This window comes from Streptomyces sp. 1331.2 (assembly GCF_900199205.1).
Lineage (GTDB): Bacteria > Actinomycetota > Actinomycetes > Streptomycetales > Streptomycetaceae > Kitasatospora.
This window is the reverse complement of record NZ_OBMJ01000001.1, coordinates 1788577-1812450: the sequence shown is the minus strand read 5'-3', so window position 1 is coordinate 1812450 and position 23874 is coordinate 1788577. Positions and strand designations below refer to the sequence as shown.

The window sequence follows — 23874 nt, the reverse complement described above, 5'->3', positions numbered from 1 at the left end:
TGCCCATGAGCTGCGCTCATGCCTCGTGCTGCTCATGAGGGCCGTTGATTGTCGCGGTGGTCATGAGGCGGGGTCATGAGCTGTGGCCGCGCCGGAGGCGGCCCGGAGTGGAGCGGGCGGCCGCCGTCCGGCGCGTCGGGGTGGGGCGGTCGATCAGGTGCCGGCGAGCGGGAGGGAGGCGGCGACCACCTGGCCCAGCGCCACGGCCCGCTCCAGGGCCTGGCGCAGCAGGTCCTCGCGGGGCTGGCGGCCGACCATGCCGGCCGGGACGGCGTACATGGTCACCTCGGAGAGCTGGCTCGCCGCCATTCGCCAGGCGTCGGTGACCTGGAGCGGCTGGTGCGCCTGCCACCAGCCGGTGCTGCCGCCGGCCGCTGCCGGCTGGAGGATCGCGTGCAGCTTGCCCATCGCGACCAGGACCGACCAGCCGGGCAGCTGTTCCGGGGTCTCGTCCAGGTCGGTGACGGCCTGGAAGCCGGCGTCCTGGAGGAGGTCCAGGAACTCGTCCTCGCCCGAGGTGCTGCCGGGCCGGCCGACCGGGCCGGTGGGTTCGACCACCAGCGAGGCGTGTCCGACCTTGCCGTGCAGGATGAGGCCGCAGGTGATGCCGAGGATGGCGGCCTGGCCGGGGGCGGTGGGCTGGCTCACGCCGCCGGCGGGGGCGCCCGGCGTCGGGGCGATCGGCGCGGGCGCGGGCGCGGCGGGTACGGCGAGGTCCGGGGCGCCGGTCTGGGACTGGCTGATGCTGCGGACGGCCCCGGCCAGTTGCTCTTCGGAGACCGGCACCACCTGGGAGGGGATGCAGCGGGCGTGCGCGAAGGCGAGCACGGCGGTCTCGTCACCGACGAACAGCACGGTGCTGGTCGGCTCCACGTGCGTGTCGCCGGGGGTCCGGCAGGAGGTGCACTCGTAGCTGTCAGGGGCGCGGTCGCCGCCCAGGAGGCGGTCGGCCTCGTCGTCGCCGATCTCGGACCGGACCTCGTCGCTGACGTCGAGCATGCGCGGCACAGGGTCTCCTCGGATGGATGCGATTGGGGCTTCGGGGGCGGACACGGGAGGTCGGCATGACCAACGGGCCCTTGTGTCAGGCGTCACGGGTGCCGGTCGAGGGTGACGGGAATTGCTCCGGATCCGATCGCACCACGTGTTCTCGTGGTCGCAATCTGTCGATGTCGGTGACGGGACTGCCGGAATGAAACCGTGAGGTGGGTCACGCGGCAGCGGTGTTTGATCTAGGAATCAATGGCTAAATCCGACATTTCGGACAGGATTGTGTGGGTCTTACCGCCGGTAACCCTTGGCTGAGCTGGGCGGACCACCGGAGTTTTGGTTTCCCCGCCGACCGGCTCGTAGCTTCTTGGTCGGCGCAACGAGCGCCACCCGGGCTCACCCCCGACGCACAGCCCCCCGGTCCGCCGGGTGCGGCAGGTGCCCGCCGACGCGATCGCTCGAACAGGTCGCCGGCGAGCGGCTGGGTGGCCGGGGCGGCAGCGGCACGTCCGACACGTGCACGGCCGTCCGACGGACGCGGCAAGCGAACGCGGCCCTCTCCAGGGTCTGGTTCCGCATGCCCGCCCGGGGCTGTCGAGAGGAACCTCATGACCTTCCGTAACGAGAACGCCGCTGCCACCACCTCCACCGCCACCAAGCGCAACCGCGTCCGGATGGCTGTCGTGGCGGGCGCCGCTGTCGCGGCCCTGCCGGTGGCCGGCCTCGTCACGGCCACCTCGGCCTCCGCCGCCTCCGTCTCCACCTGGGACGCTGTCGCCCAGTGCGAGAGCGGTGGCAACTGGGCCATCAACACCGGCAACGGCTTCTACGGCGGTCTGCAGTTCACCTCCAGCACCTGGGCCGCCTACGGTGGCACCGCCTACGCCTCGCAGGCCAACCTGGCCACCAAGGCGCAGCAGATCGCCGTCGCCGAGAAGGTCCTCGCCTCGCAGGGCCCGGGCGCCTGGCCCGTGTGCTCCGTCAAGGCCGGCCTGACCAAGGGCGGCGCCCCGGCCGCCGTCGACACCTCGGCCGCCACCAAGCCGGCCGCCCCGGTTGCCAAGCCCGCCGCCCCGGCCGCCAAGCCGGCCCAGGCCCCGAAGGCCGACGCCGCGCCGAAGGCTGCCGCTGCTCCCAAGGCTGCCGCCGCGCCGAAGAACGACGCTGCGCCGAAGGCCGACAAGGGCGTGAACGCCTGGACCGGCTCGAACGACGCCAAGCCGGCCAAGGGCGGCAACTACACCGTCAAGTCCGGTGACACCCTGAGCTCCATCGCTGCCGCGCAGGGCCTGGACTGGCACGACCTGTACAAGAACAACACCAAGGTCGTCGGCGGCAACCCGGACCTGATCTTCCCGGGTCAGGTCCTGAGCATCTGAGGCTCCGAGCCTTCCTGAACCACTGTCAGCCGGGCGTTCGGTCCGGCCGACAGCGGCTCCGGCTTCCGGCCGCTTCTCCACCCGCGCGGGTCCTCCGCCGAGTGGGGGAGCGGCCGTCGGCGTTTCGCGGTGTTCCACGGCGTGTCTGGGCAGGTGGGGGCGAGTGGGTGCGCGGCGTGCCTAGGGTCGGCTGCCATGCCGCAGTCGTGTGATGAACGCATTGGTCGGGCCGTGGTGCGGGCGGGTTCCGCGGTGGCGCTGGTGCTCGCCGCCGCCGCAGGAGGCGTACGGGCCGGCGCGGCCTTTCCGGTCGCGGCCCGGGTGGTCGCGGACCTGGTGTGGGACGCGCTCGCCGACTGCGAGAGCGGCGGCGACTGGCAGGCGGACACCGGCAACGGCTACTACGGCGGGCTGCAGATCCGGCCGTCCACCTGGGAGGAGTCCGGCGGCCTGCGCTTCGCCGACCGCCCGGACCATGCAGGCCGGCGGGAGCAGACCACCGTCGGCGAGGAGATCGTGCGGCGCCAGGGGTGGGAGGCGTGGCCGTCCTGCGCTCGGGAGTTGGGCCTGATCGGAGGCGGCGCGGGGGCCGGTGGGCGGTGGGCCGGGCAGGAGCGGGGCTGGTAGGGCTCGGGGGCGGCGTCGGGTGAGCACCGGCTCTACTTCGGGCAGGAGCTCGGGCAGGGGCTCGGGCGGGGGTGGTGAGGGAGGATGGTGGGGTGGTCCAGGGAGAGCTGTTCGGTGATCTGCCCGGGGACTCGGGCTCCGCGGGTTCCGTGGGTTCCTCGGGCTCTTCCGGTCCCTCAGGGGCCTCCGGGGTGCGCGGGCGGTCGGAGCCCGCCCCCGGTGCCGTCCTGCTCCCCGGCTGGCTGGGCCTCGACGCGCAGCTGCGCCTGATCGCGTCCTGCCGCGAGTGGTCCCGCCCGCCGGCCGGCCTGCACGCGGTGCGGATGCCCACCGGCGGGATGATGTCCGTACGCATGGTGAGCCTCGGGTGGCACTGGTACCCGTACGGGTACCGGCGGGTCGCCGAGGACGGCGCGCCGGTCAAGCCGTTCCCGCCCGAACTGGGCCGCCTCGCCCGGCAGGCCGTCACCGGGGCGTACGGGGCCGCGCTCCCGGAGATCGAGGGCGCCGCGTCGTACGAGCCGGACGTCGCGATCGTCAACCACTACCCGCACGGCGCGAAGATGGGCCTCCACCAGGACCGCGACGAGCGGACGGACGCGCCGGTGGTGTCGCTCTCGCTCGGCGACCGCTGCGTCTTCCGGCTCGGGAACACCGAGACCAGGACCCGGCCATGGACGGACCTGGAACTGTCCAGCGGGGACCTGCTGGTGTTCGGCGGCCAAGCCCGCTTCGCGTACCACGGGGTGGTGCGCACGCTGCCGGGGACGGCGGATCCGGAGCTGGGGCTGGTCGGGCGGCTCAACATCACGGTGCGCCAGTCGGGACTGGTGGCGTAGCCGCGGCCGGTCGGCGACTCGATCGGCTCGACCACTCGGCGACCCGGTGGCTCGGACACTCGACGACTCGACCACTCGTTCGAGTGAACTGGAGGTGTGGGCCCGGTGAGCGGGAATGACCCGGGTCGCCGGAGAATTCGAGTGAGCTGGAGAATTCGATCGGAGTCCGCGCCCCGGAGGCCGGAATCCGGAGAGGAAGCGTGCTCATGGGTACCCCCGTCGACGACCTCGTCGATCTGCTCGACCTGGAGCAGATCGAACTGAACATCTTCCGCGGGCGCAGCCCCGAGGAGGCGCTACAGCGGACGTTCGGCGGCCAGGTCGCCGGGCAGGCGCTGGTCGCGGCGGGCCGCACCGTGGACGACGCGCGCCCCGTCCACTCGCTGCACGCCTACTTCCTGCGCCCGGGAGTGCCCGGCGTGCCGATCGTCTACCAGGTCGACCGGCTCCGCGACGGCCGTTCGTTCACCACCCGCCGGGTCCTCGCCATCCAGGGTGGCCGGTCGATCTTCGCCCTGACCGCCGACTTCCACAGACCCGAGGAGGGCGGCATCGAGCACCAGTACCCGATGCCGACGGTCGCCGCCCCCGAGGACCTGCCCAGTGCACTGGAGGAGGTCGGCTCCCGGCTCGGCGAACTGCCCCCGTTCATCTCCCGCCGCCAGCCCTTCGACGTCCGCTACGTCGACCGGCTGCGCTGGACCAAGGAGGAGCTGACCGACGTCGAGGCACGCAGCGGGGTCTGGCTGCGCACCAACGGCCCGCTGCCGGACGACCCGCTGATCCACGTCTGCGCCCTCACCTACGCCAGCGACATGACGCTGCTGGACGCCGTCCGCGCCCCCGTCGAGCCGCTGTGGGGCGAGCGGCACTTCGACATGGCCTCGCTCGACCACGCGATGTGGTTCCACCAGCCGTTCCGGACCGACGACTGGTTGCTCTACCAGCAGGAATCCCCGATCGCGCACGGCGGGCGAGGCCTGGCACGCGGACAGATCTTCGACCGGCACGGGCAACTGGTGGTCTCCGTGGTCCAGGAGGGGCTGTTCCGGCCGCTGAAGCGCCGGGACGGGTAGGCACAGATGCCCTGCGGCCTTGTGCGCGGCCCGGTGCGCGGTGTCGTGTTGTCCTGGACGTCGATTGCGTGTGTGGCAGGGTGCGTTGCCGGGCGTGGCCGGTTGTGGCCGCGTGTTGAGCGCCGTGTCGGTGCGTTGCCGCGGTGTTGCAGTTTCGGCGGCTTCGGGCCGGCGGGAATGATCCGTCCGAGCGGGCGGTGTTGTGGATGACCGAGACGGGCGGCCCGAACGGCGGGCCGTCCGCGGACCGACCGGGAGGGTGGACCGATGACCGCGACGGCCGCGGAGGACTGGAAGCACTGGAGCGACGGGCGGGCAGCGGCCGTGAGCGCGCCGCACGGCCAGCTCGCGCTCACCGGTACGCACTGGCTGGAGCCCGAGCCCACCGAGATCCCCGGCCTGCCCGGGCGCTGGTGGGCCGACGCCGAGGGCATCCGGGTACGGGCAGCGGCCGGCGACGGCATCACGGTCGCCGGAGCGGACGGGCCGGTGGACGGTGAGGTGCTGCTCCGCCCGGACAGCGACCCGGCCGCCGACACCGCGACCCTGGGCGACCTGCTGCTCGTCCCGATCGAGCGCGAGGGCGAACTCGCCCTGCGGGTTTTCGACCCGGCCGCCCCCCGGCGATCCGCCTTCGCGGGGATCTCCGCCCACCCCTACGCGCCGGAGTGGGCCGTACCCGCCGTCTTCACCCCGTTCGAGGACGAGACGCAGTCGGTCGTCGTCCCCAACGCCGACGGCAAGGAGCGCCCGCTGGCCGTCAGCGGGCAGATCGCCTTCACCGTGGCCGGCGAGCACCGCACGCTGACCGTCAGCCGGTCGGGTAAGGGACTCAGCGGCGTGATCGCGGACGCGAGCAGCGGCAGCGACACCTACCGCTTCCGGTTCATCACCCTCCCGGAGCCTGACGCCGAGGGCCGTACCGTCCTCGACCTCAACCGGGCCTACCTGCCGCCGTGCGCCTTCTCGGACCATTTCATCTGCCCGTTCCCGCCGCCGGGCAACCGGCTGGACTTCGTGGTGGAGGCGGGGGAGAAGCAGGTCCTGAGCCGGTAGCGGTCCGCCCTGGTCCGGGGGCGGTGCGGGCCCGGCCGGGGGCGGGGCGGAGCATGGGGAACTATGTCGAACGATCAACATTCCGCTTCCACCGCGTCGGCCGCCTCCTCAGGTGCCGGTGTTGGTACCGGCACCGGCAGCGTCGGCGATGCGGGTCCGGCACCAGGTGCCGGACCCGCATCAGTGCCGGTGGACGATGTGGCGGTGCCCGAGGCCGAGGCGAGCGCCGCCGCGGCCACCGCCGCCCTGCCCGCGGACCCGGTGGCCGCCCCCGGGCCGTGGTACCGGCGTGCCTTCGCCGACCTCAGCCCGCTGCGCGACCACCCCGACTACCGCCGGGTCTGGCTCGGCCAGGCCATCTCCTCCATCGGGCAGCAGATGACGGCCGTCGCCGTCTCCGTCCAGGTCTACGACCTGACCGGCTCCGCCTTCGCGACCGGCCTGGTCGGCATCTTCTCGCTCGTCCCACTGGTCGCCTTCGGCCTTTACGGCGGCGCGATCGCCGACACCGTCGACCGGCGCCGACTGGGCCTGATCGGCTCGGGCGGCCTGGCCGCCGTCTCGGCCGTCCTGGCGGCACAGGCACTGGCCGGCCTCGGCATGGTCGCCATCCTCTACGCCGCCGTCGCCGTCCAGGCCGGCTTCTTCGCGGTCAGCTCGCCCGCCCGATCCGCGATGATCCCCCGGCTGGTGCCCACCCGCCAGCTCCCGGCCGCCAACGCCCTGAACACCGTCAGCATGAACCTCGGCCTCACCGTCGGCCCCATGCTCGGCGGCGTCCTCATCGGCGCGTACGGCTCCCAGGCCGCCTACCTCGTCGACACCGTCGCCTTCACCGGCACCCTCTACGCGATGTGGCGCCTGCCGGCCATGCGCCCGCTCGGCGAACGCAAGGGCCGCGCCTCCGTCCTCGACGGCCTCCGCTTCCTGCGCGAGCAGCCCAACCTGCGCACCAGCTTCCTCGCCGACCTGGCCGCGATGGTCTTCGGCATGCCCCGCGCCCTCTTCCCCGCCATCGCGGTCACCTTCTACGGCGGCGACGCCGGCACCGTCGGCCTGCTGGTCTCCGCCCCGGCCGTCGGCGCCCTGACCGGCGCGCTCTTCTCCGGCTGGGTCGGCCGCGTCCACCGCCAGGGCGTCGCCATCCTCACCGCCGTCGCGGCCTGGGGCCTGGCCATCGCGGCCTTCGGCGCCCTCCACAACCTCTGGCTCGGCCTCCTGCTGCTCGCGGTCGCAGGCTGCGCCGACACCATCAGCATGATCTTCCGCAACACGATGATGCAGGTCGCGGCTCCCGACGAGATGCGCGGCCGCCTCCAGGGCATCTTCATCGTCGTGGTCGCCGGCGGCCCCCGCCTCGGCGACTTCGAATCCGGCACCGTCGCCGCCCTCACCAACCCCGCCACCTCCGTGATCATCGGCGGCCTCGCCTGCGTCGCCGCCGTCCTCCTCCTCGCTGCCCGCCGCCCCGCCTTCCTCACCTACGACGCCCGCCACCCGACCCCCTGACCCTCACCCCCAAACCTGGCAGCGAGCACCCCCCGACGTGCTGTATTGTTTTCCACGTCGCCGGGACAACCGGAGACAAGGTCGAGAAGCCCACAGCAGAGCCCCCCAGGCCCTGACTGCAGGCACCGAGACCACGGGACGTGGCGCAGCTTGGTAGCGCACTTGACTGGGGGTCAAGGGGTCGCAGGTTCAAATCCTGTCGTCCCGACCGGCGTTTTCGCAGGTCGGAGGCCGTTTTCGCAGTGATGCGAAAACGGCCTTGATGCGTTTTCGGGGCCGTGTGAGTGCATGGTGATATCGGGGATCTGGGATGGATCTTCTCGCCCTTCGGGCGTAGGCATCAACTTGCCTTCTGTGTCGGGTTCTTGTCCGTGGCGCGTTGTCTGGGGATCCGAGATGCGTGAGTCCCTGGTGTTCTCGGGTGGGGGAGCCGGATGGGGGTGGGCGCCGGCTGGTCGGCGGTGGTGAGGGCGCGATCGATGGTGTCGACGGCGTCGCGGGCGGCCTGGGTGGTGAGGTGGCCGTAGATGTTCGCGGTGACGGACAGGGTGGCGTGCCGCAGGGTCTTGGAGACGACGGTGAGGGGGACGCCGGCGGTGATCGAGATGGTGGCGGCGAGGTGGCGTAGATCGTGGATGGTGGTGCGGGGGACGCCGAACTCGCGGCAGAGCTGGTGGAAGTGGTTGAGGACGTATTCCGGGTGGAGGGGCCGTCCGTCGGGGCGGTGGAAGACGAAGCCGCCGTGGATCGACCGAGTGGGTGAGGGGTTCTTGTCCTCGGCGCGGTGGCGCAGGGCGACGGCGACACGCGGGGAGAGGGCGACCCATCCCTTGCTGCTGCGGGTCTTCGGTGAAGTGATGATCAGGCGGTTGTTGTCGACGGCGGAGAGCGTGTACCGGATGTAGAGGACGCGTTCGGGTAGGTGCACGTCGTTCCAGTGCAGGGCGAGGGCTTCGCCCTTGCGGATGCCGGTGCCGATGAGGACTTCGATGAGGTCGGCGAAGGCCGGATCGGCGGCCCGGCAGGAGTGCAGGAAGCGGATGGCGTCCTGGACGGTCCAGATCTGCCGTTCTGCTGCGGCGGGTCTCGGGATGACGGTCGGGCGTGCCGGGTTGTAGGGGAGCCGATGGTGGCGGACGGCGTCGCCGAGGGCGCTGGAAAGTGTCGCGAGGCAGCGGTGGACGGTCACCTGGCCGCGGCCGGCGTCGAGTTGGGCGTGGACGAAGGCGGCGATGTGGGAGTGGCCGAGATCGTCGAGCCTGACCTGGCCGAAGGCGGGGATCAGATCGTTGGTGACGTAGTCGCGGTAGCGAACGTAGGTGGTGGGCTTGAGGGTGAGCTTCTTGTCCGTGAGCCAGGCGGTGAGGTAGTCGGCGATGGTCTGGTTGGGGTCGGCGTTGAAGCCGCCGGCGTGCCCTTCGATCATCCGGCGAAGGGCGGTCCGGGCGGCCTCGGGGGTGGGGTAGCCGCCGCGGCGGACGATGTTGCGGTGCCGGTCGGGGGAGGGGAGGTCGAGGGAGAAGGTCCAGGTGCCGTGATCGGGGTCGGTGGCGAGCTTGGGGCAGCTGGCTCCGAGCTGCTTGCCGTTGTGGTCGCGGCAGCCGCACCGGCGGAAGACGTGCCCGGTGTGGGCTGCGGAACGCATGGTGATCGCCCCCAAAGGAGGTCGTGCAACTTTGCCATGCTCATGCTCTCGCGCTGCGGACCGAAGGTCGAGCGATGTCGCACTCACCCCGCTCTCACCAGGGAACGCAAAGGAGGTCTGACCTGCGGCGATCCCTTGTCGTGGCGACAAGTGCTCGGGAGGCGCAGGTGAGGTGATCCCGCGGGTGGGTGTTGCGCTTGCCGTGACCTTGACCCGGCTTGGAGGGCGTTGACACGGAGCGAAGTCGGATCGTTGCGCTTCGGGAACCCGCGACCAGCGATCACGCCCCGAGAGCGTTCACCGGCAAAGCCGCTGCTCAGCAGCTGTGCATCTCAAAGGCACCCTTCAGGCAGCCGGAGCAGGTCGACGCCGCCCGGCTCGGACAGCCCCTGTCAGCCGGACGACGGTGCCTTCCCGATGGTCAGCTGCCCGTTCATCAGATAGAGGCTTAACGGCAGTCCGCTGTCAAGCACGGCGAGAACGTCGACCTGGTGCTGGACCTGGATGTATCCCGCCCAGAGCTGCCCGACGAAGACGCTGAGCGTCGGCGAGTTGGGGCTCGGCCGCACCAGAGTGGCTTCGCCCGCTGCTGGTTCCTGCCACGGGTCGAGGGCCACCTCCACAAGGGGGGTGCGGTCGGCCATGAGTTCGCCGATCAGGTCCCGTGGCTGGCGGACGTACTCCAGCAGTTCGTCGATCTCCCGCGCCGTGGGCCCAAAGAGCGAGATCCAGCCTTCCATCTGCCAGGCGGTCACCCACTCCTTCATGTCTGCGGATGGGATCCGTTGCTCGGCCGCCACGGATCCCATGGCATGGGCGAGACGGCGCGAGGTTATGCCGGAGGTGAGTAGTTTCAGGGCTTGCGCCGTGTCGACGCCGTGCCGCAGGTACCAGCTGGTCTCGGGGTGGAGGCGAGTGTTGGAGCCGGCGTCGCCGAGCCGCGTGTTGACCAGGTGGACCAGCGCCCCGAGCGTCCAGGACAGGGCGTGCTCGAAGGTGCCGCTGATGTTGTCGACGGTCTGCTCCAGTGCCCACACTCGGTCCACGGCCGGCAGCCAGCGCTGCGCGAGGCGGGGGATGGGCATGCCGGAGATCCAGTCGGTGATCGCTTGGCTGACTGGCACCTGTAGGGGTTTGCCCCGGTGCTCCTGGTCGGTGAACTTCCAGTTTCCCTCGACCTCGGGCAGACGGAGCAGCATGTCGAGCACGTTGTGTTGGGTGAGGAAGTCGAGTGTGCGGCGAAGCGACCACTCCTCCACGGCCAGCGGCCACCCTTCGAAGTCGCCTTCCCACTGTGCCTCGTCGCGGTGTGCCGTCAGGGCGCGGACCTCGCCGGCGAGCCAGCGGGCGACCTCGTCGAGATTGCGGGCGCTGAACAGGCTGGTACCGGTGGTGGCCCAGCGCCTGCGGGTCGTCGGGCTGGTCACGGCGTGCACTGCAGCGACCTTCTCGGCCAGTGACAGCCACCTCGCGCGCTCCTGCGGGTCCTCCACCAGCTGGAGCGCGGGCAGGTTCTCGACGGCTTTGAGCGGGGTGCTGTTCAAGGCGGGCATCGAGCCGAGAGCGTCCACGGTGAACCACACATAGGCGACGAAGTCCGCGACCAGCGTGCCCGCGAGCATGAGCACCTCGTCGGCATCGTCCCGGACCCTGTTCTCGGCCTCAGCAAGTTGCTCCAGGACCTCGGCGTCCAGCAGGGCCGAGGTGACGCGCAGCTGGTCGTCGCCCGGGGCGAGCCGATCGAAGTCGGCATTGGCGGGTGTGACCGGCCGGGTAAGCAGGATCCATCCCTCGCTCTCACGCCCGGCGCGCCCGGCCCGGCCGACCGCGTTGAGCAACTCCGCATCGCTCATCTGCCGTTGCCGTTCGTAGCTGAGAAAGTCCCCGCTGATCGAGTGATGGACAATGACCGTGCGCACAGGCAGGTTGACGCCGTCGGTCAACGTGCTAGTGCTGGCGATCGCCAGGAGCTGCCCGGCCCGCAACGCGTCCTCGACCGCCTCCAGGACATCGTCCGGCAGCGCACCGTGATGGTAGGCGACGCCCTTGCGGGCGCACGACACCAGCGGGTGTTCCGACCCCAGAGTTTCGGATAGGTACGTGACCAGGGACTCGGCCTCGGCCCGCTCCTCCAGGTGCTCGGCTATCGCGCGCGCGGTGTTGCGGGCCTCCTTCTTCGTGGCGACGACCACGAGGACGCTGCCCTTGGTCGTCAGGTAGGCAGCGCCCGCCGCGAACAGCCGGTAGCTCGCGGTACCGCCTGCGAGCAGGGTCTCACGGCTCCAGTCCCCGGGATACGTCTCGGCGTACGACCGCCGCCCGAGCTCCCGGGTGAGCAACACCGTCGGCTTGGACGCCGTAGTGGGGCGCAGTGCCATCCGCAAGGCCATCGGCACCACAGCCTTGACGCGCCCTCGCGCCTTCTTGGTGGGCTTGCGCGCAGTCCGCTCCACCCGATCTCGCATGTAGTGCGGGGACAGCAGCCCGTGCAGACGCCGTGGCCCACGCCAGGTGTCGCTGAAGTACACCTCCTCGGGCGGACGGGACGGGTCCAACCAGGATGCCAACGACGCCCGGTTCCCCACCGCCGCGGACAGCAGCACCAGCCGCGGTGCACCCGGGTGAACCTGGCAGAACGCCAGCAGCCCCTCCAACACGAAGCCCCGCTGAGCCCGCGCCATGTGATGGGCCTCGTCCACCACGATCAGCCCGACGCCGTCGAGCGACTCCACCGGATCGTGGCGCAACATGTGCAGCAGCCGCTCCGGGGTGAGGATCTCCACGTCGTCGTTGAGATTGCCCAGCCCCCGTTCGCCGATGGGGAAGTCCGGCAGCTCGGCGGCCAGCCGCCGACCCAGCAGCCGCAACCGCCCACGCAGCGCCTGCCGCATCTCCCGCCCGAGACTGCGCATCGGTGACACGTACAGCACCCGCCCAGAGGCCTGCGCCAGATGCGCGCAAATCACCAGTTGCGCCATGAGCGTCTTGCCCGCGCTCGTGGGCACGCTGATCAGGCTGCGCGGGGTCGCGGGGTCGACCGGGTTCCCCCGTTCGAGTTCGAGCAGCTTGCGCTGCGGCGGCCACAGCGTGAGCACCGGCGGGCTGGAGAGCGCGAACGTGCGTGCCACGGCTGGCGGGGTCCCCGGTGGCAGCAGGTTGTAGAGGCTGCTGGCGGACAGGTCTTCACTCAACTCCAGCAGATGCGAGGCCACCCAACGCGCCAGCAAATCGCCCGAACCCACCTGCTGACCCACGACGCGACCGAGGAGTTGCACGGCGCTGTCCAGGTCCTCTGGGCCGCCGAAGGCGAGGTGCTGGTGGAGGTGGTGGACCGCGTTGACGACGGCCTCGGCCGGCCCGTACATGGTGCCAGCCAGGGTGTCCGGCCGATCGAAGCGGCGGCCGAGAAGCGTGCGGAGCTGAGCTAGCTGGCGGCGCCAGGCTCGCAGCGCCGTGGTGAGTGCCGGACGGTCCATGCCAAGGAAGGCCACGCCCGCTTCGAGAGCGAGGGTTTCGACGTGGTCGGGGAGCTCCACATCGGTTCTTACGAGCCGTTCGACGGCGCGGTAGACGGCGGTGGCGTTGGGGTCCTGCTCGCATCGCCGGTAGCCGGCCTGCGCGGCGAAGGCCATCTTCAGACGCTCGGTGTCATCGTGCGCGCCAGCGAGGGCGAGGTCCAGGACGTGCGCACTGACGGCGAACGCGTGACGGACTTGGGCTGGGTTGTAGTCCGCCGCGCCGGGGCTGACCGCGGCCAGGCCGTGGAGGAGCCACGCAGTGTTCAGGACGTCCTCCGGAACACCGGAGTCGGCCCGCAACGCGTCTATTTCCAGCTGCGTCAGGAGGTTGAGAAGCTCTGCCGGGGTGGGGAGGATCGCACCGCTGTGATCACCAAGGGCATGGGTGAGGACCTGCAGGTCTAGAGTGCGCTCCACACATAGCTCCTCACGTCCTTGGCGAACTCACCGAGTTCATCAATGCCGATGATCAGCCCTGCCAACGCGCCGTCATGCGTGTGTGAAGTGAAGTGCGTGTGAGACAGGTGGAACGCCTGCTGCGGAACTGCGGTCTCGTCGAGCGCCACGCTCACCCCCGCGTTGCTGGAAGGAGCCGCCTGCACCCACTGTCGCACGAGGGTGCTGACGAACGCGTGCGAGTCCTTGGAAAGGTGCTTGTCGGCGAACGACATCATCGCCAGGTACTCGGCTCCGCTCGTGCCGAGCTGACGCCACGCGTTCCGGATCGTTGCCCCCACATCGCTCGATTTCGCAGGGTCGGCCGTGAACTTCTTCATCTCCCACAGCCTGAAGGAGAATTCGCCCTCCGTACCTGTCAGACGGTGGACGACTATCCCATCACCACCGCTGTCCGTAACCGTGCCACTTGGCGAGTTGATGATCTCGATCGTCCGGTCGGCCTCTGGAGGTAGTTCGCGCGTTGTCAGGTACCACAGCCACTCGCCGACGTACCCGATGAGAGCGTTGGTCGCCTCCTCGCCCGCTGCCTTGAACACCGGTATGGCGAAGGCGAGCACCTCCGCGCGGTCATCGCCGGCCAGCTTCGTCCCCGAGAGCACAGCATTGCGCCACAGGCCGTAGGCCGCCGGCTGATTCCCAGTGCGATCCTTCATGACCGAATCGGCCACGATCCAGGCTGCCGCAGCCCGTGCCGCCTCGCTCAGGTCGTTGAAGACCACCAGCTCCCACGGACAAACCTGCCCGATACCCTTGCGCGAGCGGTCGAACAACGCAGTCAGCCGCCCACCAACAGCATCAGCCCGCCGCTGTGCGTCGTGGGCCGGTATAGAGGCCACTCCAACTCCTCACGCGTCTAGGAAGCACATCCGTTGTGCGATCAGGACTCGGCGGCGGTCCCACCGTGGAAGCGGGCGGTCTTCTCATCGACGACGCGGAGCTGACCGGTTCGCTGCTCAACCGTTTCTCTCGAGGCTCCGTCGGCGTAGAGCTCAGTGGGGTTGGGGGCCGGTCGTGGGGATGCAGGAAGCAGACATGGCGGCCGCCTTCCCAGATCCGGCGCTTGGTGAGCGGGAACGGCGCGGCGAGGTCGCGCTCGTTGCCGCCGCCGTCCCAGTTGTCGGGGAGCGCAAGTGCGGCATCGGGAAGGACGAACCGGACATCGATCCGCTTCCCGTCGTGGGTGGGTGCGCCGCAGCAGACGCAGGCGACGGGGGAGTGGTTCGTGCTCACGCGGGCAGAGTACGGCGGCGGTTGCTCAGGTCGGCGCGCGGGGTAGCGGTCCGGGCGGCTGAGCGCGGGGTCATGGGTGGGGCACATAGCGGGCGTTGGGTCCCGGCCAGCTTGCGTCCATGAAGTCGGGGCGATCGATGCGGTGGAAGCACCGAACCAGGAACTCGGTGAACGTCCCAGCGGTCTCGAACCACTCGCCCTCGTCGCTGCTGATGATGATCCGCCACTCGGCGGGATCGTTATCGACCGCGCGGAAGAAATACCGGCTGCCGTGCTCATCGCTTCCCCACAGCAGCAGAACGCCCGATTGGACGTCCGACTCGTCGACCTCCCACCAGCCCTCGGCGATCTCGCCGTACCAGGCCGGACGCTCAGGTGGCGGTCCCCAGCAGCGCTCCAGCTCGGCCGGCGTGGTTTCCATCGGCCGGTCGATCGTCAGATAACCGTCCACCGAGCCAGGGCCGTACAGATCGAGGAACGCCTTGAAGTCGGTCGGCAGCCGGAAACCGAGGTACCGCTCACTTGCATCCCAGATCACGGGCCTGGCCCAACCCCAGGACTCCGGTTCCCCAAGGTGCGCGCGTAGTTGCTCGAGCGCGGTCTGGCTCTCCGGATGGGGGCAGAAGATTGCTGCGGTCAGCACTGCCACAGGAACACGGCCTGTGTGCAGGGCTCGCACGCGAAGGCGTAGGCCTCACCACGACCTCCGAAGTTCATCGCGGTGGCGTGGTCCCGTCCTTCCTCGAGCTGAACGACGAGCCTCATCTCCCGTGTGCAGGTCGGGCAGGCCGGGGTCTCGTCGTTCTGCAGCCACGCGGGCTGCCCGCCGAGCTGACCGAGGGCGTCAAGAGGAGTTCGGCCCGGCTGCCTCGCCCACTCCGTGTAGGCCTGGCCGTAATCGGCCGTGGTGGACGCAGTCTCGTACGCGACGGCGCTCACCGCGCCGAGCAGAACCGGCTCCTGGTCGTCGTCCTCGTCCAGCACGGGCACCGGGATCGGCTGGAGTGCGGCCGTAGGGAACAGCAGTGCGCGGTTGCCGCCCGCCTGCGGGTCCCACTCCTCGCACATGCCCGGGTCGTTCTGGCACATGAACAGGGCGAGCACGTCCCGCCCCTCGACGGCGCCCTGGCCGGCGTGGCGGCCGAGATCGTCGAGGAGCACCTGCGCCAGGAACTGCATCGGCCCGTCGCACGTGGAGCACTGAGGCCACGAAGTCCCGGCTGGGGCCAGCGGCACCCCGCCGGTGCGGGTGACAAATGCGGTGGGCTCGGTGGTGCCCGCGTACGTCATCAGGGTCGTCGTCACAGCCGGCGACTCTACGACAAGCCGCTGACACCTCGGCCTACCGCGGCCCGTGGTCACGACTCCGCCCAGACCCGGCCTGGACGAAGTGGATCGGGCACGTCAGTTGGCAGGGGCACCCGATCATCGCGGCTACGTCTTTCGGCGAACGGAACGCCACACGTGCTGCGCCCAGGGCAGGCATCCGGCTCTTACACGGGGAGCCTACGGAGGTGTCCGTGCCAGCTGACATGGGGGTGAGGGGCCGGGCCACTGAGCCTGGGCGCCCGTACCGGCTGTCGGGGGTGGCTGGGACGATCAAGCCATGGGAAACCTCTACGACTACTATGCGGCCGCCGACGACGCACAGGCCTTGGGCATCTTCGAGGACGGCCGGGTCGACGACCGGTTCGGCACGGTCGGCCTCAAGGGCGTTGACCCCTACGCCCTCCTCGGTGTGGTCGAGGCGGCCCTGAGGGGAGTTCCCGAGGAGCAGGTGGAAGCCGACCCGCGCTTCTGCGAGCTGCTGAGCGATCCGCAGCACGAGGGCCACTGGCTCGTGTCGATTACCGACAGCCTTCGTGACGCGCTCGCGATGGCCGGCAGCGGCCGACTGGAGGAGGCCGCGTCCGGGTGGACGCTCACCGAGGACGGCGCGGGACAGGACGCGGAGCTGATAGCCGACTTCCTGGAGCGGCTGGCCGGCCTCGCCCGTGACGCCGGTCGGTGCGGCCTGTACTGCGGTGTCGCCCTGTAGACGTGCCGAAGTCGGGCTGCTCGGCTGGCGCCCTCGACTGCCGGGATGCCCAGCGTTCGGCTTCCGTCACCAACGTTCGTCCCGTTGTCAGCCCGATCCGCCACACTGCTGCCCGTGATCACTCCTGGTGAGCCGCCTGCCGGCATCGAATCGGTCCCGCACCCCAAGGCCGTCCTGCTCGACACGCCCTGGGCGGAGCTCAGCCACGCGTACGGATCGGCCGAGGACACACCCACCCCGCTGGTCGGCCTGCTGGACGACGACCCCGAGGTCCAGGCCCATGCCCTGGGCCACCTGCAGATGTCGGTCCTCCACCAAGGCTCGCTCTACAGCAGCACCGCGCCGGTCGCACTGTTCGTGGCCGGCATCCTGGACCATCCGCGCACCTCGGCCGCGCACGAGAGCGAGTACCCGTGGGACGACCGGGCCCGCCCACTTCGCGCCGCGCTACTGGAGTGGCTGGGCGAGATCGCCGAGTCGGTCGGCTACTACGACGACCGCGAGCAGGATCCCGAGTACGACGACCCGGCCGACATCGCTGCCTGCCGCGCCGCCCGTCCCGCGATCCACCAGGCGGTGGCTCCCTACCTGAGCGATCCCGACCCTGTGGTTCGCGAGGCCGCTGTCGGCGCTGCCGGCCACCTTCTCAAGGCCCCCGAACTCCGGGACCGGATACCCGACGCAGCCGCTCGGCTGCGCATCACCCTGACCGCAAGCGGGAACCGGCGCGAGCGCGCCGTGGCCGTTCTGACCCTCGTAGCCTGGGCGCAGGACACCAGCGACCTGCTCACCGACCAGGATCCGGCAATCCGTGCCTGCGCCGCCCTCGCCCCACTCCCCTCCGCCGACCCGCGCCCCACCGCCATCCTTCTGGAGGCACTGTCGGACCCGCACACCGCCGACCACTGGTTCGACGCTGAACCCCTGCCCCAACTCGACGGATGGTTCCGCTTCACCCTCCTCCACGCCCTGCTCGCCCGCACCACCACCCTGGAAGAAGTCCTTGATGCCTCCTTGGCCTTGATGCCCATGGCCAACGACTTCACCGTCGAACGCGACTGGGGACCGCTCCTTCTGCGCGCCTTCCCCGACGGCAACGCCGACGAGGTGGCCCTCACCGACGCTCAGTACCGACTCCTCAGCGCCATCGCGGCCAAGGACGACTGCTGGGGCAACATCGGTAACAAAATCACATGGCTGCGCCGAGCTGGACTACCGACAGAACGAGAGTACTTCCGCGCGCTCCTGACAAACCGCGACCGGGCCCCCGACTTCTGACGGCTCGCGGAGAGCTCGGATCCTCGCGGCCCCTGCTGCCTGTCGGAGGCCTCGGCCGAGTTCCGGAACCCTCACAAGGCTCATCCGATGCCGGGCGCGACCGGGTGCTCAGCTTGGAAGGCCAGCCTGCGTTCGGCATCCTGCGCGATGTGGTCGAGAACATCGTCGAGTGCTGCGAACGCTTCCCACAGCTGCTGGCGGCCGGCTTCGGCAAGGCGCTCGATCAACAGTTGTTCGAGATCAGTGACGCGCTTGCCCTTCCAGACCTTGTCGGCGAGGCTCACCAGCAGGTCGTCGGTGCTGATGCCGGGGGCGTTCCACGATGCGTGGCTGCGGGCGAAGCGGGCGAGATCCTCGGTGACTCCCCGGGCGATCAGCAGGTCGCGCCCGGCCATCTCGTGCGCGGAACCGGGCCGGGAGAGCTCCTCGGGGTGCAGGATCTTCCCGATGTCGTGGGTGGCGGCGCCGAAGAGGACGGCATGCCGGTCGAAGTCCAGCTGCGGGTAGTGCCGTTCGACCCAGACGACCAGTTGGTGGGCGACATCGTGGACGGCCCGGAGATGGGCCGCGAGCCTGGGCGGGGCCTGCAACTCTTCGAGGAGGACGGCGACCTGGCACGGGAGCGGTCGCAGTACGGGATCGCCGGGCAGGGTGAGCGCTCGCTGCAGAGCATTGAGGGTCATCCGGGACACGGTAGACCTCACATGTCGGACCCTGCTGCAAGGGTGGATGGTCATGGACATCGACGGGTTCTGGAATGTGATCGGGGTAGCGCGGTCCCAAAGCAGCGGTCCGCATGGTAAGTCGTTCGCCGAGGCGTTGGTCGACCAGCTGGCGGGGCTCTCGCAGGAGGAGATCCTCGGCTATCAGGAGCGATTCGACGAGGTGCACGGCGCCGTGTACCGCTGGGACTTGTGGGCTGCCGCCTATCTCATCGGGGGAGGCTGCTCGGATGACAGCTTCATGGACTTCCGGGCTGGCCTGGTTGCCCTCGGGCGGGACTGGTACGAGCTGGTAGCCGCTCGCCCGGACGCTCTGGCGGATTACCCCGCAGTGATCGAGGCCGCGGCCCGGGGTGACGACTACGTGATCTTCGCCGAGGACGTGAACTACGCGGCCGGCTACGCGTTCGAGCGCCTGACGGGTGACGCCGATGCCTTCCACGGGGCGTGGAAGCGCCATCGGGCAGGGCAGGATCTGGATGCGGAGCTGGGGTGCGACATGGGTGAGGACTTCGACTTCGACGACGCTGACGAGATGCACCGTCGCCTTCCCCGCCTTGCTGCCCTCTACCTCGGCGCAGCCGCCGGCTGAGATGTGTAAGTGCCTCGAAGGGCGTCGCCACCCGGGTGGGGTCGCTATCCCGGTTGGTTGCCGACGTCCCTTGTGCGGCGGTCTGGCGGGCGACCGTGCGGGTTGTCACTGGGGTCCGCTTGGATGGTCGGCATGACCGTCAACGATGTCGCCCGTTCTCTGCCCGATCCCGATGTCTTGCGGGACCACTGCCGGGCTTTGGCGATGCTGGATGCGATCCTCAGTCCCGATTGGTCCTCGCGCTACTACTCCTTCGATGCGCGGTGGTCGCCGACGGAGGAGATGGCGTCGATGCGCAACGGTTCGGGGGACGAGCACTCGATCGTCTTCGCTCCGGCCGGTGTGTACGTTCGGGGCTTTGACCACGAGTCGCCGATGAGCCCCTACGTCGAGGACGGAGTGTGGCCGGGCGTGGTGGACTCTGTTCCCGAAGAGTTCCGGTCGTGCGTGGAGGATCCTGCGTTCAGCGACGACGGCGTTACGACGGTGACGGCCTGCCTGTGGCGCAGGACGACTGACGAGAGTTGGCAGACGGGGGAGATTGATTTTCCGGAGGGACACGTCGACCCCGACGGGGCCGACTGGTTGTTCGACCTCCTCGTCGACCGATCTCCGGAGGCGTACGTGAGCTTCGCCGTCGACTACTACGAGGTACCAGTCGACCTGGATTCCGTCAGGCACGTCTGTGCACTGCGGCCACTCACCGATGACGTGGTCCGTGCCCTCAATACCGAGCTGACTCTCGCGGACCTTGCTGAGGACATCGCCGGGATCGGCTACCCCGCGACGTAGGGAAATTGGTGGGACGAGTAATCCGCCGCGGAGTGGCGCGCGCCGAGATGTCTGCCGTCCCGCGCGTGACTGGGAGCACCGCGGGGTGCACGTCGTGGCCGTCGGCTTCCGATATCCCGGAGTCGCTACGCGATGCCGGGCGCGAAGTTGCCCTGCTGCCGCGAAAGCGTGGTGTTCGTAGGGGTGAGTGAGTTCTGGAATGCGACCGTGAGGCAAGTCACTCTCGAAGCCCCGGTCATTGGGCGCCTCTCACGCGGCTCTCACGGACTGGGTGTCATGAAGTGTCATCAGGCATCATGCGGCCTGGATGTGGCAGGCCCTGACCTGCGGTTTCTGGACTGAGCGGACTGTCCGCCCTGGGGGTCAAGGGGTCGCAGGTTCAAATCCTGTCGTCCCGACCGGCGTTTTCGCAGGTCGGAGGCCGTTTTCGCAGAGATGCGGAGGCGGCCTTTTTGTCGTTCCGTCAGACTGTGGTCGCATTGTGGTCGCAGGTCTCTCTGGAGCAGCGCGAGCAGCGGTCTAAGCGGCGGCTGCCGCAGGGAGTTTGACGTTTCTCGGCTGCTTTGGGAGCTGCGTCGGGTGGTCGCGGTGTGGTCGCAGCCAGCGGGGCCAGCGGCTGTGGGCGGCGTTCTTGTCTGCTGCGGCGAGGATGGCGGCGATGGTGTCGACGGCGTCGTGGGCTGCCTGTCGGGTGAGGTGGTCGTAGATGTTGGCGGTGGTGGAGAGCGTGCCGTGCCGCAGGGTCTTGGAGACCGTGACGAGGGGGACGCCGGCGGTGATGGGGAGCGTGGCGGCGAGGTGGCGCAGGTCGTGGACGCGGATGGTGGGGACGCCGGCTTGGGCCGACAGTTGACGGAGCCGGTCCAGGATGCGTTGCGGGCGCAGTGGTTGGCCGTCCAGCTTGCAGAAGACCAGGGCGCCGGGCGGGATGGGGCCTTGGGTGGCGGCGCGGTGCCGGAGCGCGGTGCCGACCCGCGGCGAGATGGCGACCCAGTTCTTGCTGCTGCTGGTTTTCGGTGCGGTGAGGACGGTACGGGCGTTGTCGATGGCGGAGAGCGTGTAGCGGACATAGAGGACGTGCTGGTCGAGGTGGACGTCGTCCCAGTGCAGGCCGAGGACTTCGCCCCTGCGCATGCCGGTGCCGATGAGGACTTCGAACAGGTCGGCCAGGAACGGGTCGGCCTGGTGGCAGTAGCGCAGGAACCGGGCGGCTTCGTCCGCGGTCCAGATGCGCCGCTCGGGTGACGCTGGCCGGGGCAGGACGCTCGGGCGGGCGGGGTTGTGGGGGAGGCGGTCTTGTCGGACGGCGTCGCCGAGGGCACTGGAGAGGGTGGCGAGGCAGCGGTACAGGGTCACCCGGCCGCGGCCGTGGGCGATCTGGGCATGGGCGAAGTCGGCGACGTGCCAGTGACTGAGCTCGTCGAGCCTGATGCGGCCGAGGTTCGGGATGAGGTCGTTGGTGACGTAGTCCCGGTAGCGGACCAGGGTGGTGGGCTTGACGGTGAGGGCCTTGGTCTGGAGCCAGGCCGTGAGGTAGTCGGCGACGGTCTGGTTGGGGTCGGCGCTGAACCCGCCGTCCTGGCCCTCGAGCACCCGCCGGAGGGCGGTGCGGGCGGTCTCCTCGGTAGGGAAGCCGCCGCGACGGAGAGTGTGGCGGTTTCCGTTGGCGGGGAGGTCGACGGCGAAGGTCCAGGTGCCGTGGTCGGTGTCGGCGGCGAGGCGGGGGCAGCGGGTGCCGAGTTGCTTGAGCTGTGGGTCGCGGCAGCCGCATCGGCGGTAGACGCGGCCGTTGCGGGCTGAGGAGCGCATGGTGATCGCATCCTGAGGTTGGAGGGTTCTCCTGATCCGTTCAGTCTGCTCTCACCTGCGACCACGAGCGGTGCTAAAGGCAGTCTGACCTGCGCGAACCCCTTCGTGGCGACAAGGGCTTCGGTGGCCGATAGACGATCCTGCTGGGGGGATGCGGGAAGGCGACTGTGGTTCAGTTCGACCGCCGCTACGTCCAGGCGCCGGCCAGTTTTCGCCGGCAAGGCCGGCAGCAGCGGCCTCGGCCGCCGTTGGGTGGGCACGAGTGGTTGTTGTGCCGCTGCGGCGCAGTTGACTCGGGCAATGAAGTCTTCGCGCTGTCTGTGTGGGCGTGAGTCGAGCCCGGGTGGCGCCAACCGAACGCGGGGCTACGGTGTTTGTAGGGCCTGTCGGTGTGTTGAGCCGTCCTGAGCCGGGCTGACGTCTACCGAGCGACTCGTGTTCTGGGAGATGCCATGCAGAAACCTGTCTTTCTCATCTGTTTCGTCGATGAGCCGTTACCGTCCGACTTGGAGCGATTCCAGCTTGAGGGGTCTGTACCGGGTCCTGGGGAGCACCCGCTCTGGATGTCCTATGGCCCGCCTGCTGAGCTAGGGCGCTTGCTGTTCGACGCGCTGCTCAGTGAAAGAGTGCGAAGCGCCGCTTTTCTGCCGGGCATTCCGCCGGAGGATCTTCGTTGGCTTGCCACCGAGTGGTGGGGCGCGCTTGTCATACATCTCGACCTTGTGGATCTCCTTGGCAGCATGATCGGGATCGGGTGGCATCAGACGGACACTAATGAGAATTTGAGAATCGCTGTTCTGCGGCCACAGCGGGAGCGCCCGGAGGGCGAGCAGCACAAACCGCCGGTTCGCGTCCTAGCGGGCACGGCAAGCGCGTATCTGGAGGAGCTCTTTAGCGACTTACCTGCTGTAATGCATGTGCGGCTGAGCGAGGTTGGGCAGGACCTGAGTTCCTGGTTCGGTGACCTTGCTGACCCCGATGTTGGCGGGGCAATAGCCCTGCTGACCCTCTCGGGCGCATGCCAGGGCTCGGACGACCTCGTGCTGAGGAATCCTGCGGCCTTGGGCCTGGTCTGTGAGTATCCGGAAGATTCGCTTGCCGCTTATCGACGGGACGCCAGCCTGCATGTGTCGGGAGTCGCTACGACCTTGCGGGAAGCCCACGATCACGTGGCCGAACTCAGAGCTTCGGCCGACGACTGGGCTCACGAGTTGCGGGGGCTCTCTGGAGCAGACTGCGCCGCCAACTACGTAGCCCTTCTTGAACTTACCGCGCGGCGCGATCCCGAGATCGTAATTGGTGAAGGGACTGTGCTGGAGCAGACAGCGATCACCGGGGCTCAAACCTTGAGCGTGGCCCGAACCCGCTCGGTGACCGTCAACGCCGACGACATCATTCCCGTTGCCCTGCCAGCATGGTGCCTGAACGCCACCCTGAGAGCACCCGGCGGTGAGCCGGTAAGGCCAACGCCGCTGCGCTTTTCTGCAGGTAGTTCTCAGTCGGAGGTATGGGAAACCATCTCAGATCTTCTCGAGCGGAGTCAGGCATGAGGGACCAGCATTTTATCCCACGGTCTTTGCGAGACGAGATCCGCCGACATGTCGTGGGATATCAGGTGAGTCGCCTGGCGCATCTGGCTAAGGAAAGTATGGACGAAGACGGTAAGGCTCCGTTGGCTATCAAGTACACCTCGGCCATGTATGCGAGAGGCTACCGCAACGGAATGGGGCGCCTTCAGATCTCAGCAACCCCCGGGTTCACGTGGGGTGATGCAACCTACGTTACTCCGCTGGCCTTCCCCATTTCATCGGCCATCTTCGGCCGAGTGGGCGTGGTGGCGGGATTCGATCCAGAGTACTGGCTGGTCTATGACGCGACCGAGCGGCTCCCGCAAGAGCTGTACATGGCGTGGGTTGGATTTCAGCCCCGCCGAAATCAGCTATTACTCACTTGCCACTCGCAGTTGGCTAACCAATTCATGCGGAACCTCTTCAGAACTGCGTTCCAAATTGACTGCGTACTGTTCCGGCCGGATCAGCGAAATCGATGGTATTCGGGTCCGAACGACGTGTGGATGGCTGTGTCAGACTGGGACGGCAACCGTGAGCTCGTAAAGGAGGGAGGCAGCTCCTGTTTTTCCCATGAGCGTATCGCGGTGATCGTGGAAGAGGAATTTAAGGAAGTCCACCATGATCTCAGGCGTAATGCGCTGATTGGGCCCATTTCTCGTAGGGAGCCTGATCGGGATCTGATGCTAAAGATCCGCGGGGCTTACGCTCGAGGCGAATATGTTCATCTGTATGCGTGAGGAAGCT

20 protein-coding genes and 1 tRNA gene are annotated in these 23874 nt (G+C 69.1%); 13 read left to right on the top strand and 8 right to left on the bottom strand.

Going from position 1 to position 23874, the window contains the following annotated elements:
- Nucleotides 1-153: 153 nt before the first annotated feature.
- A complete protein-coding gene (locus tag CRP52_RS07530) occupies nucleotides 154-1008 on the bottom strand; it encodes a hypothetical protein (protein ID WP_097235690.1) in 855 nt (284 codons plus the stop codon).
- Nucleotides 1009-1598: 590 nt separating this feature from the next.
- Between CRP52_RS07530 and CRP52_RS07525 the strand changes: the two genes are divergently transcribed.
- From CRP52_RS07525 to CRP52_RS07495, 7 genes are all read left to right on the top strand, one after another.
- The gene (locus CRP52_RS07525; protein WP_097235689.1) at nucleotides 1599-2369 is read left to right on the top strand and encodes a LysM peptidoglycan-binding domain-containing protein; all 771 of its coding nucleotides are present in this window, start codon (nucleotides 1599-1601) and stop codon (nucleotides 2367-2369) included.
- A gap of 231 nt (nucleotides 2370-2600) precedes the next feature.
- Nucleotides 2601-2996 (top strand): transglycosylase family protein, encoded by a 396-nt coding sequence (locus tag CRP52_RS40385; RefSeq protein ID WP_306458844.1) that lies wholly within the window; start codon nucleotides 2601-2603, stop codon nucleotides 2994-2996.
- 191 nt (nucleotides 2997-3187) lie between these two features.
- Complete coding sequence (locus CRP52_RS07515; RefSeq protein WP_097239909.1) at nucleotides 3188-3835, top strand: alpha-ketoglutarate-dependent dioxygenase AlkB family protein; 648 nt, start codon at nucleotides 3188-3190, stop codon at nucleotides 3833-3835.
- Between the two features lie 206 nt (nucleotides 3836-4041).
- Nucleotides 4042-4911 carry an acyl-CoA thioesterase gene (locus tag CRP52_RS07510; protein WP_097235687.1) on the top strand — a complete coding sequence of 290 codons (870 nt, stop codon included), beginning with the start codon at nucleotides 4042-4044 and terminating at the stop codon, nucleotides 4909-4911.
- Nucleotides 4912-5178: 267 nt separating this feature from the next.
- Complete coding sequence (locus CRP52_RS07505) at nucleotides 5179-5967, top strand: DUF1684 domain-containing protein (RefSeq protein ID WP_097235686.1); 789 nt, start codon at nucleotides 5179-5181, stop codon at nucleotides 5965-5967.
- 204 nt (nucleotides 5968-6171) lie between these two features.
- Nucleotides 6172-7476 carry an MFS transporter gene (locus CRP52_RS07500; protein ID WP_373560467.1) on the top strand — a complete coding sequence of 435 codons (1305 nt, stop codon included), beginning with the start codon at nucleotides 6172-6174 and terminating at the stop codon, nucleotides 7474-7476.
- 134 nt (nucleotides 7477-7610) lie between these two features.
- Nucleotides 7611-7684, top strand: a tRNA-Pro gene (locus tag CRP52_RS07495).
- Nucleotides 7685-7816: 132 nt separating this feature from the next.
- Here the strand turns inward: CRP52_RS07495 and CRP52_RS07490 are convergent.
- The 5 genes from CRP52_RS07490 to CRP52_RS07470 all read right to left on the bottom strand — a co-directional run bounded on the left by CRP52_RS07490 (nucleotide 7817) and on the right by CRP52_RS07470 (nucleotide 15633).
- Nucleotides 7817-9121, bottom strand: coding sequence for a tyrosine-type recombinase/integrase (locus tag CRP52_RS07490; RefSeq protein WP_257032347.1), 1305 nt, complete (start codon nucleotides 9119-9121; stop codon nucleotides 7817-7819).
- A 392-nt stretch (nucleotides 9122-9513) separates the two neighbouring features.
- A complete protein-coding gene (locus CRP52_RS07485) occupies nucleotides 9514-13056 on the bottom strand; it encodes a DEAD/DEAH box helicase (protein ID WP_097235684.1) in 3543 nt (1180 codons plus the stop codon).
- A complete protein-coding gene (locus tag CRP52_RS07480) occupies nucleotides 13041-13934 on the bottom strand; it encodes a hypothetical protein (RefSeq protein WP_257032346.1) in 894 nt (297 codons plus the stop codon). Before CRP52_RS07480 ends, CRP52_RS07485 begins: the two co-directional genes overlap by 16 nt.
- 464 nt (nucleotides 13935-14398) lie before the next feature.
- Entirely contained in the window at nucleotides 14399-14971 is a 573-nt protein-coding gene (locus CRP52_RS07475) for an SMI1/KNR4 family protein (protein ID WP_143685679.1), read from the bottom strand.
- Nucleotides 14965-15633 carry a YwqG family protein gene (locus CRP52_RS07470; protein ID WP_257032345.1) on the bottom strand — a complete coding sequence of 223 codons (669 nt, stop codon included), beginning with the start codon at nucleotides 15631-15633 and terminating at the stop codon, nucleotides 14965-14967. Before CRP52_RS07470 ends, CRP52_RS07475 begins: the two co-directional genes overlap by 7 nt.
- Nucleotides 15634-15934: 301 nt before the next feature.
- Between CRP52_RS07470 and CRP52_RS07465 the strand changes: the two genes are divergently transcribed.
- Nucleotides 15935-16366: a hypothetical protein gene (locus tag CRP52_RS07465; RefSeq protein ID WP_097235682.1), complete on the top strand. Its 432-nt coding sequence runs from the start codon at nucleotides 15935-15937 to the stop codon at nucleotides 16364-16366.
- Between the two features lie 114 nt (nucleotides 16367-16480).
- Nucleotides 16481-17644 carry a HEAT repeat domain-containing protein gene (locus tag CRP52_RS07460; protein WP_257032344.1) on the top strand — a complete coding sequence of 388 codons (1164 nt, stop codon included), beginning with the start codon at nucleotides 16481-16483 and terminating at the stop codon, nucleotides 17642-17644.
- Nucleotides 17645-17724: 80 nt separating this feature from the next.
- On the opposite strand, the gene CRP52_RS07455 is transcribed toward CRP52_RS07460, so the two are convergent.
- The gene (locus CRP52_RS07455; protein WP_097235681.1) at nucleotides 17725-18327 is read right to left on the bottom strand and encodes an HD domain-containing protein; all 603 of its coding nucleotides are present in this window, start codon (nucleotides 18325-18327) and stop codon (nucleotides 17725-17727) included.
- Between the two features lie 52 nt (nucleotides 18328-18379).
- Here CRP52_RS07455 and CRP52_RS07450 point away from each other — a divergent pair, with 52 nt between their 5' ends.
- Both CRP52_RS07450 and CRP52_RS07445 read left to right on the top strand, forming a co-directional pair.
- Entirely contained in the window at nucleotides 18380-18958 is a 579-nt protein-coding gene (locus CRP52_RS07450; protein WP_097239904.1) for a DUF4240 domain-containing protein, read from the top strand.
- Between the two features lie 132 nt (nucleotides 18959-19090).
- A complete protein-coding gene (locus CRP52_RS07445; RefSeq protein ID WP_097239903.1) occupies nucleotides 19091-19750 on the top strand; it encodes a hypothetical protein in 660 nt (219 codons plus the stop codon).
- 519 nt (nucleotides 19751-20269) lie between these two features.
- Here CRP52_RS07445 and CRP52_RS07440 read toward each other — a convergent pair.
- A complete protein-coding gene (locus CRP52_RS07440) occupies nucleotides 20270-21559 on the bottom strand; it encodes a tyrosine-type recombinase/integrase (protein WP_097235680.1) in 1290 nt (429 codons plus the stop codon).
- A gap of 452 nt (nucleotides 21560-22011) precedes the next feature.
- On the opposite strand from CRP52_RS07440, the gene CRP52_RS07435 reads away from it, so the two are divergent.
- Nucleotides 22012-23109, top strand: a complete 1098-nt coding sequence (locus tag CRP52_RS07435; RefSeq protein WP_097235679.1) for a hypothetical protein — start codon at nucleotides 22012-22014, stop codon at nucleotides 23107-23109.
- Complete coding sequence (locus CRP52_RS37585) at nucleotides 23106-23867, top strand: hypothetical protein (RefSeq protein WP_143685677.1); 762 nt, start codon at nucleotides 23106-23108, stop codon at nucleotides 23865-23867. The genes CRP52_RS07435 and CRP52_RS37585 overlap by 4 nt, the downstream gene beginning before the upstream one ends.
- Nucleotides 23868-23874: the final 7 nt, after the last annotated feature.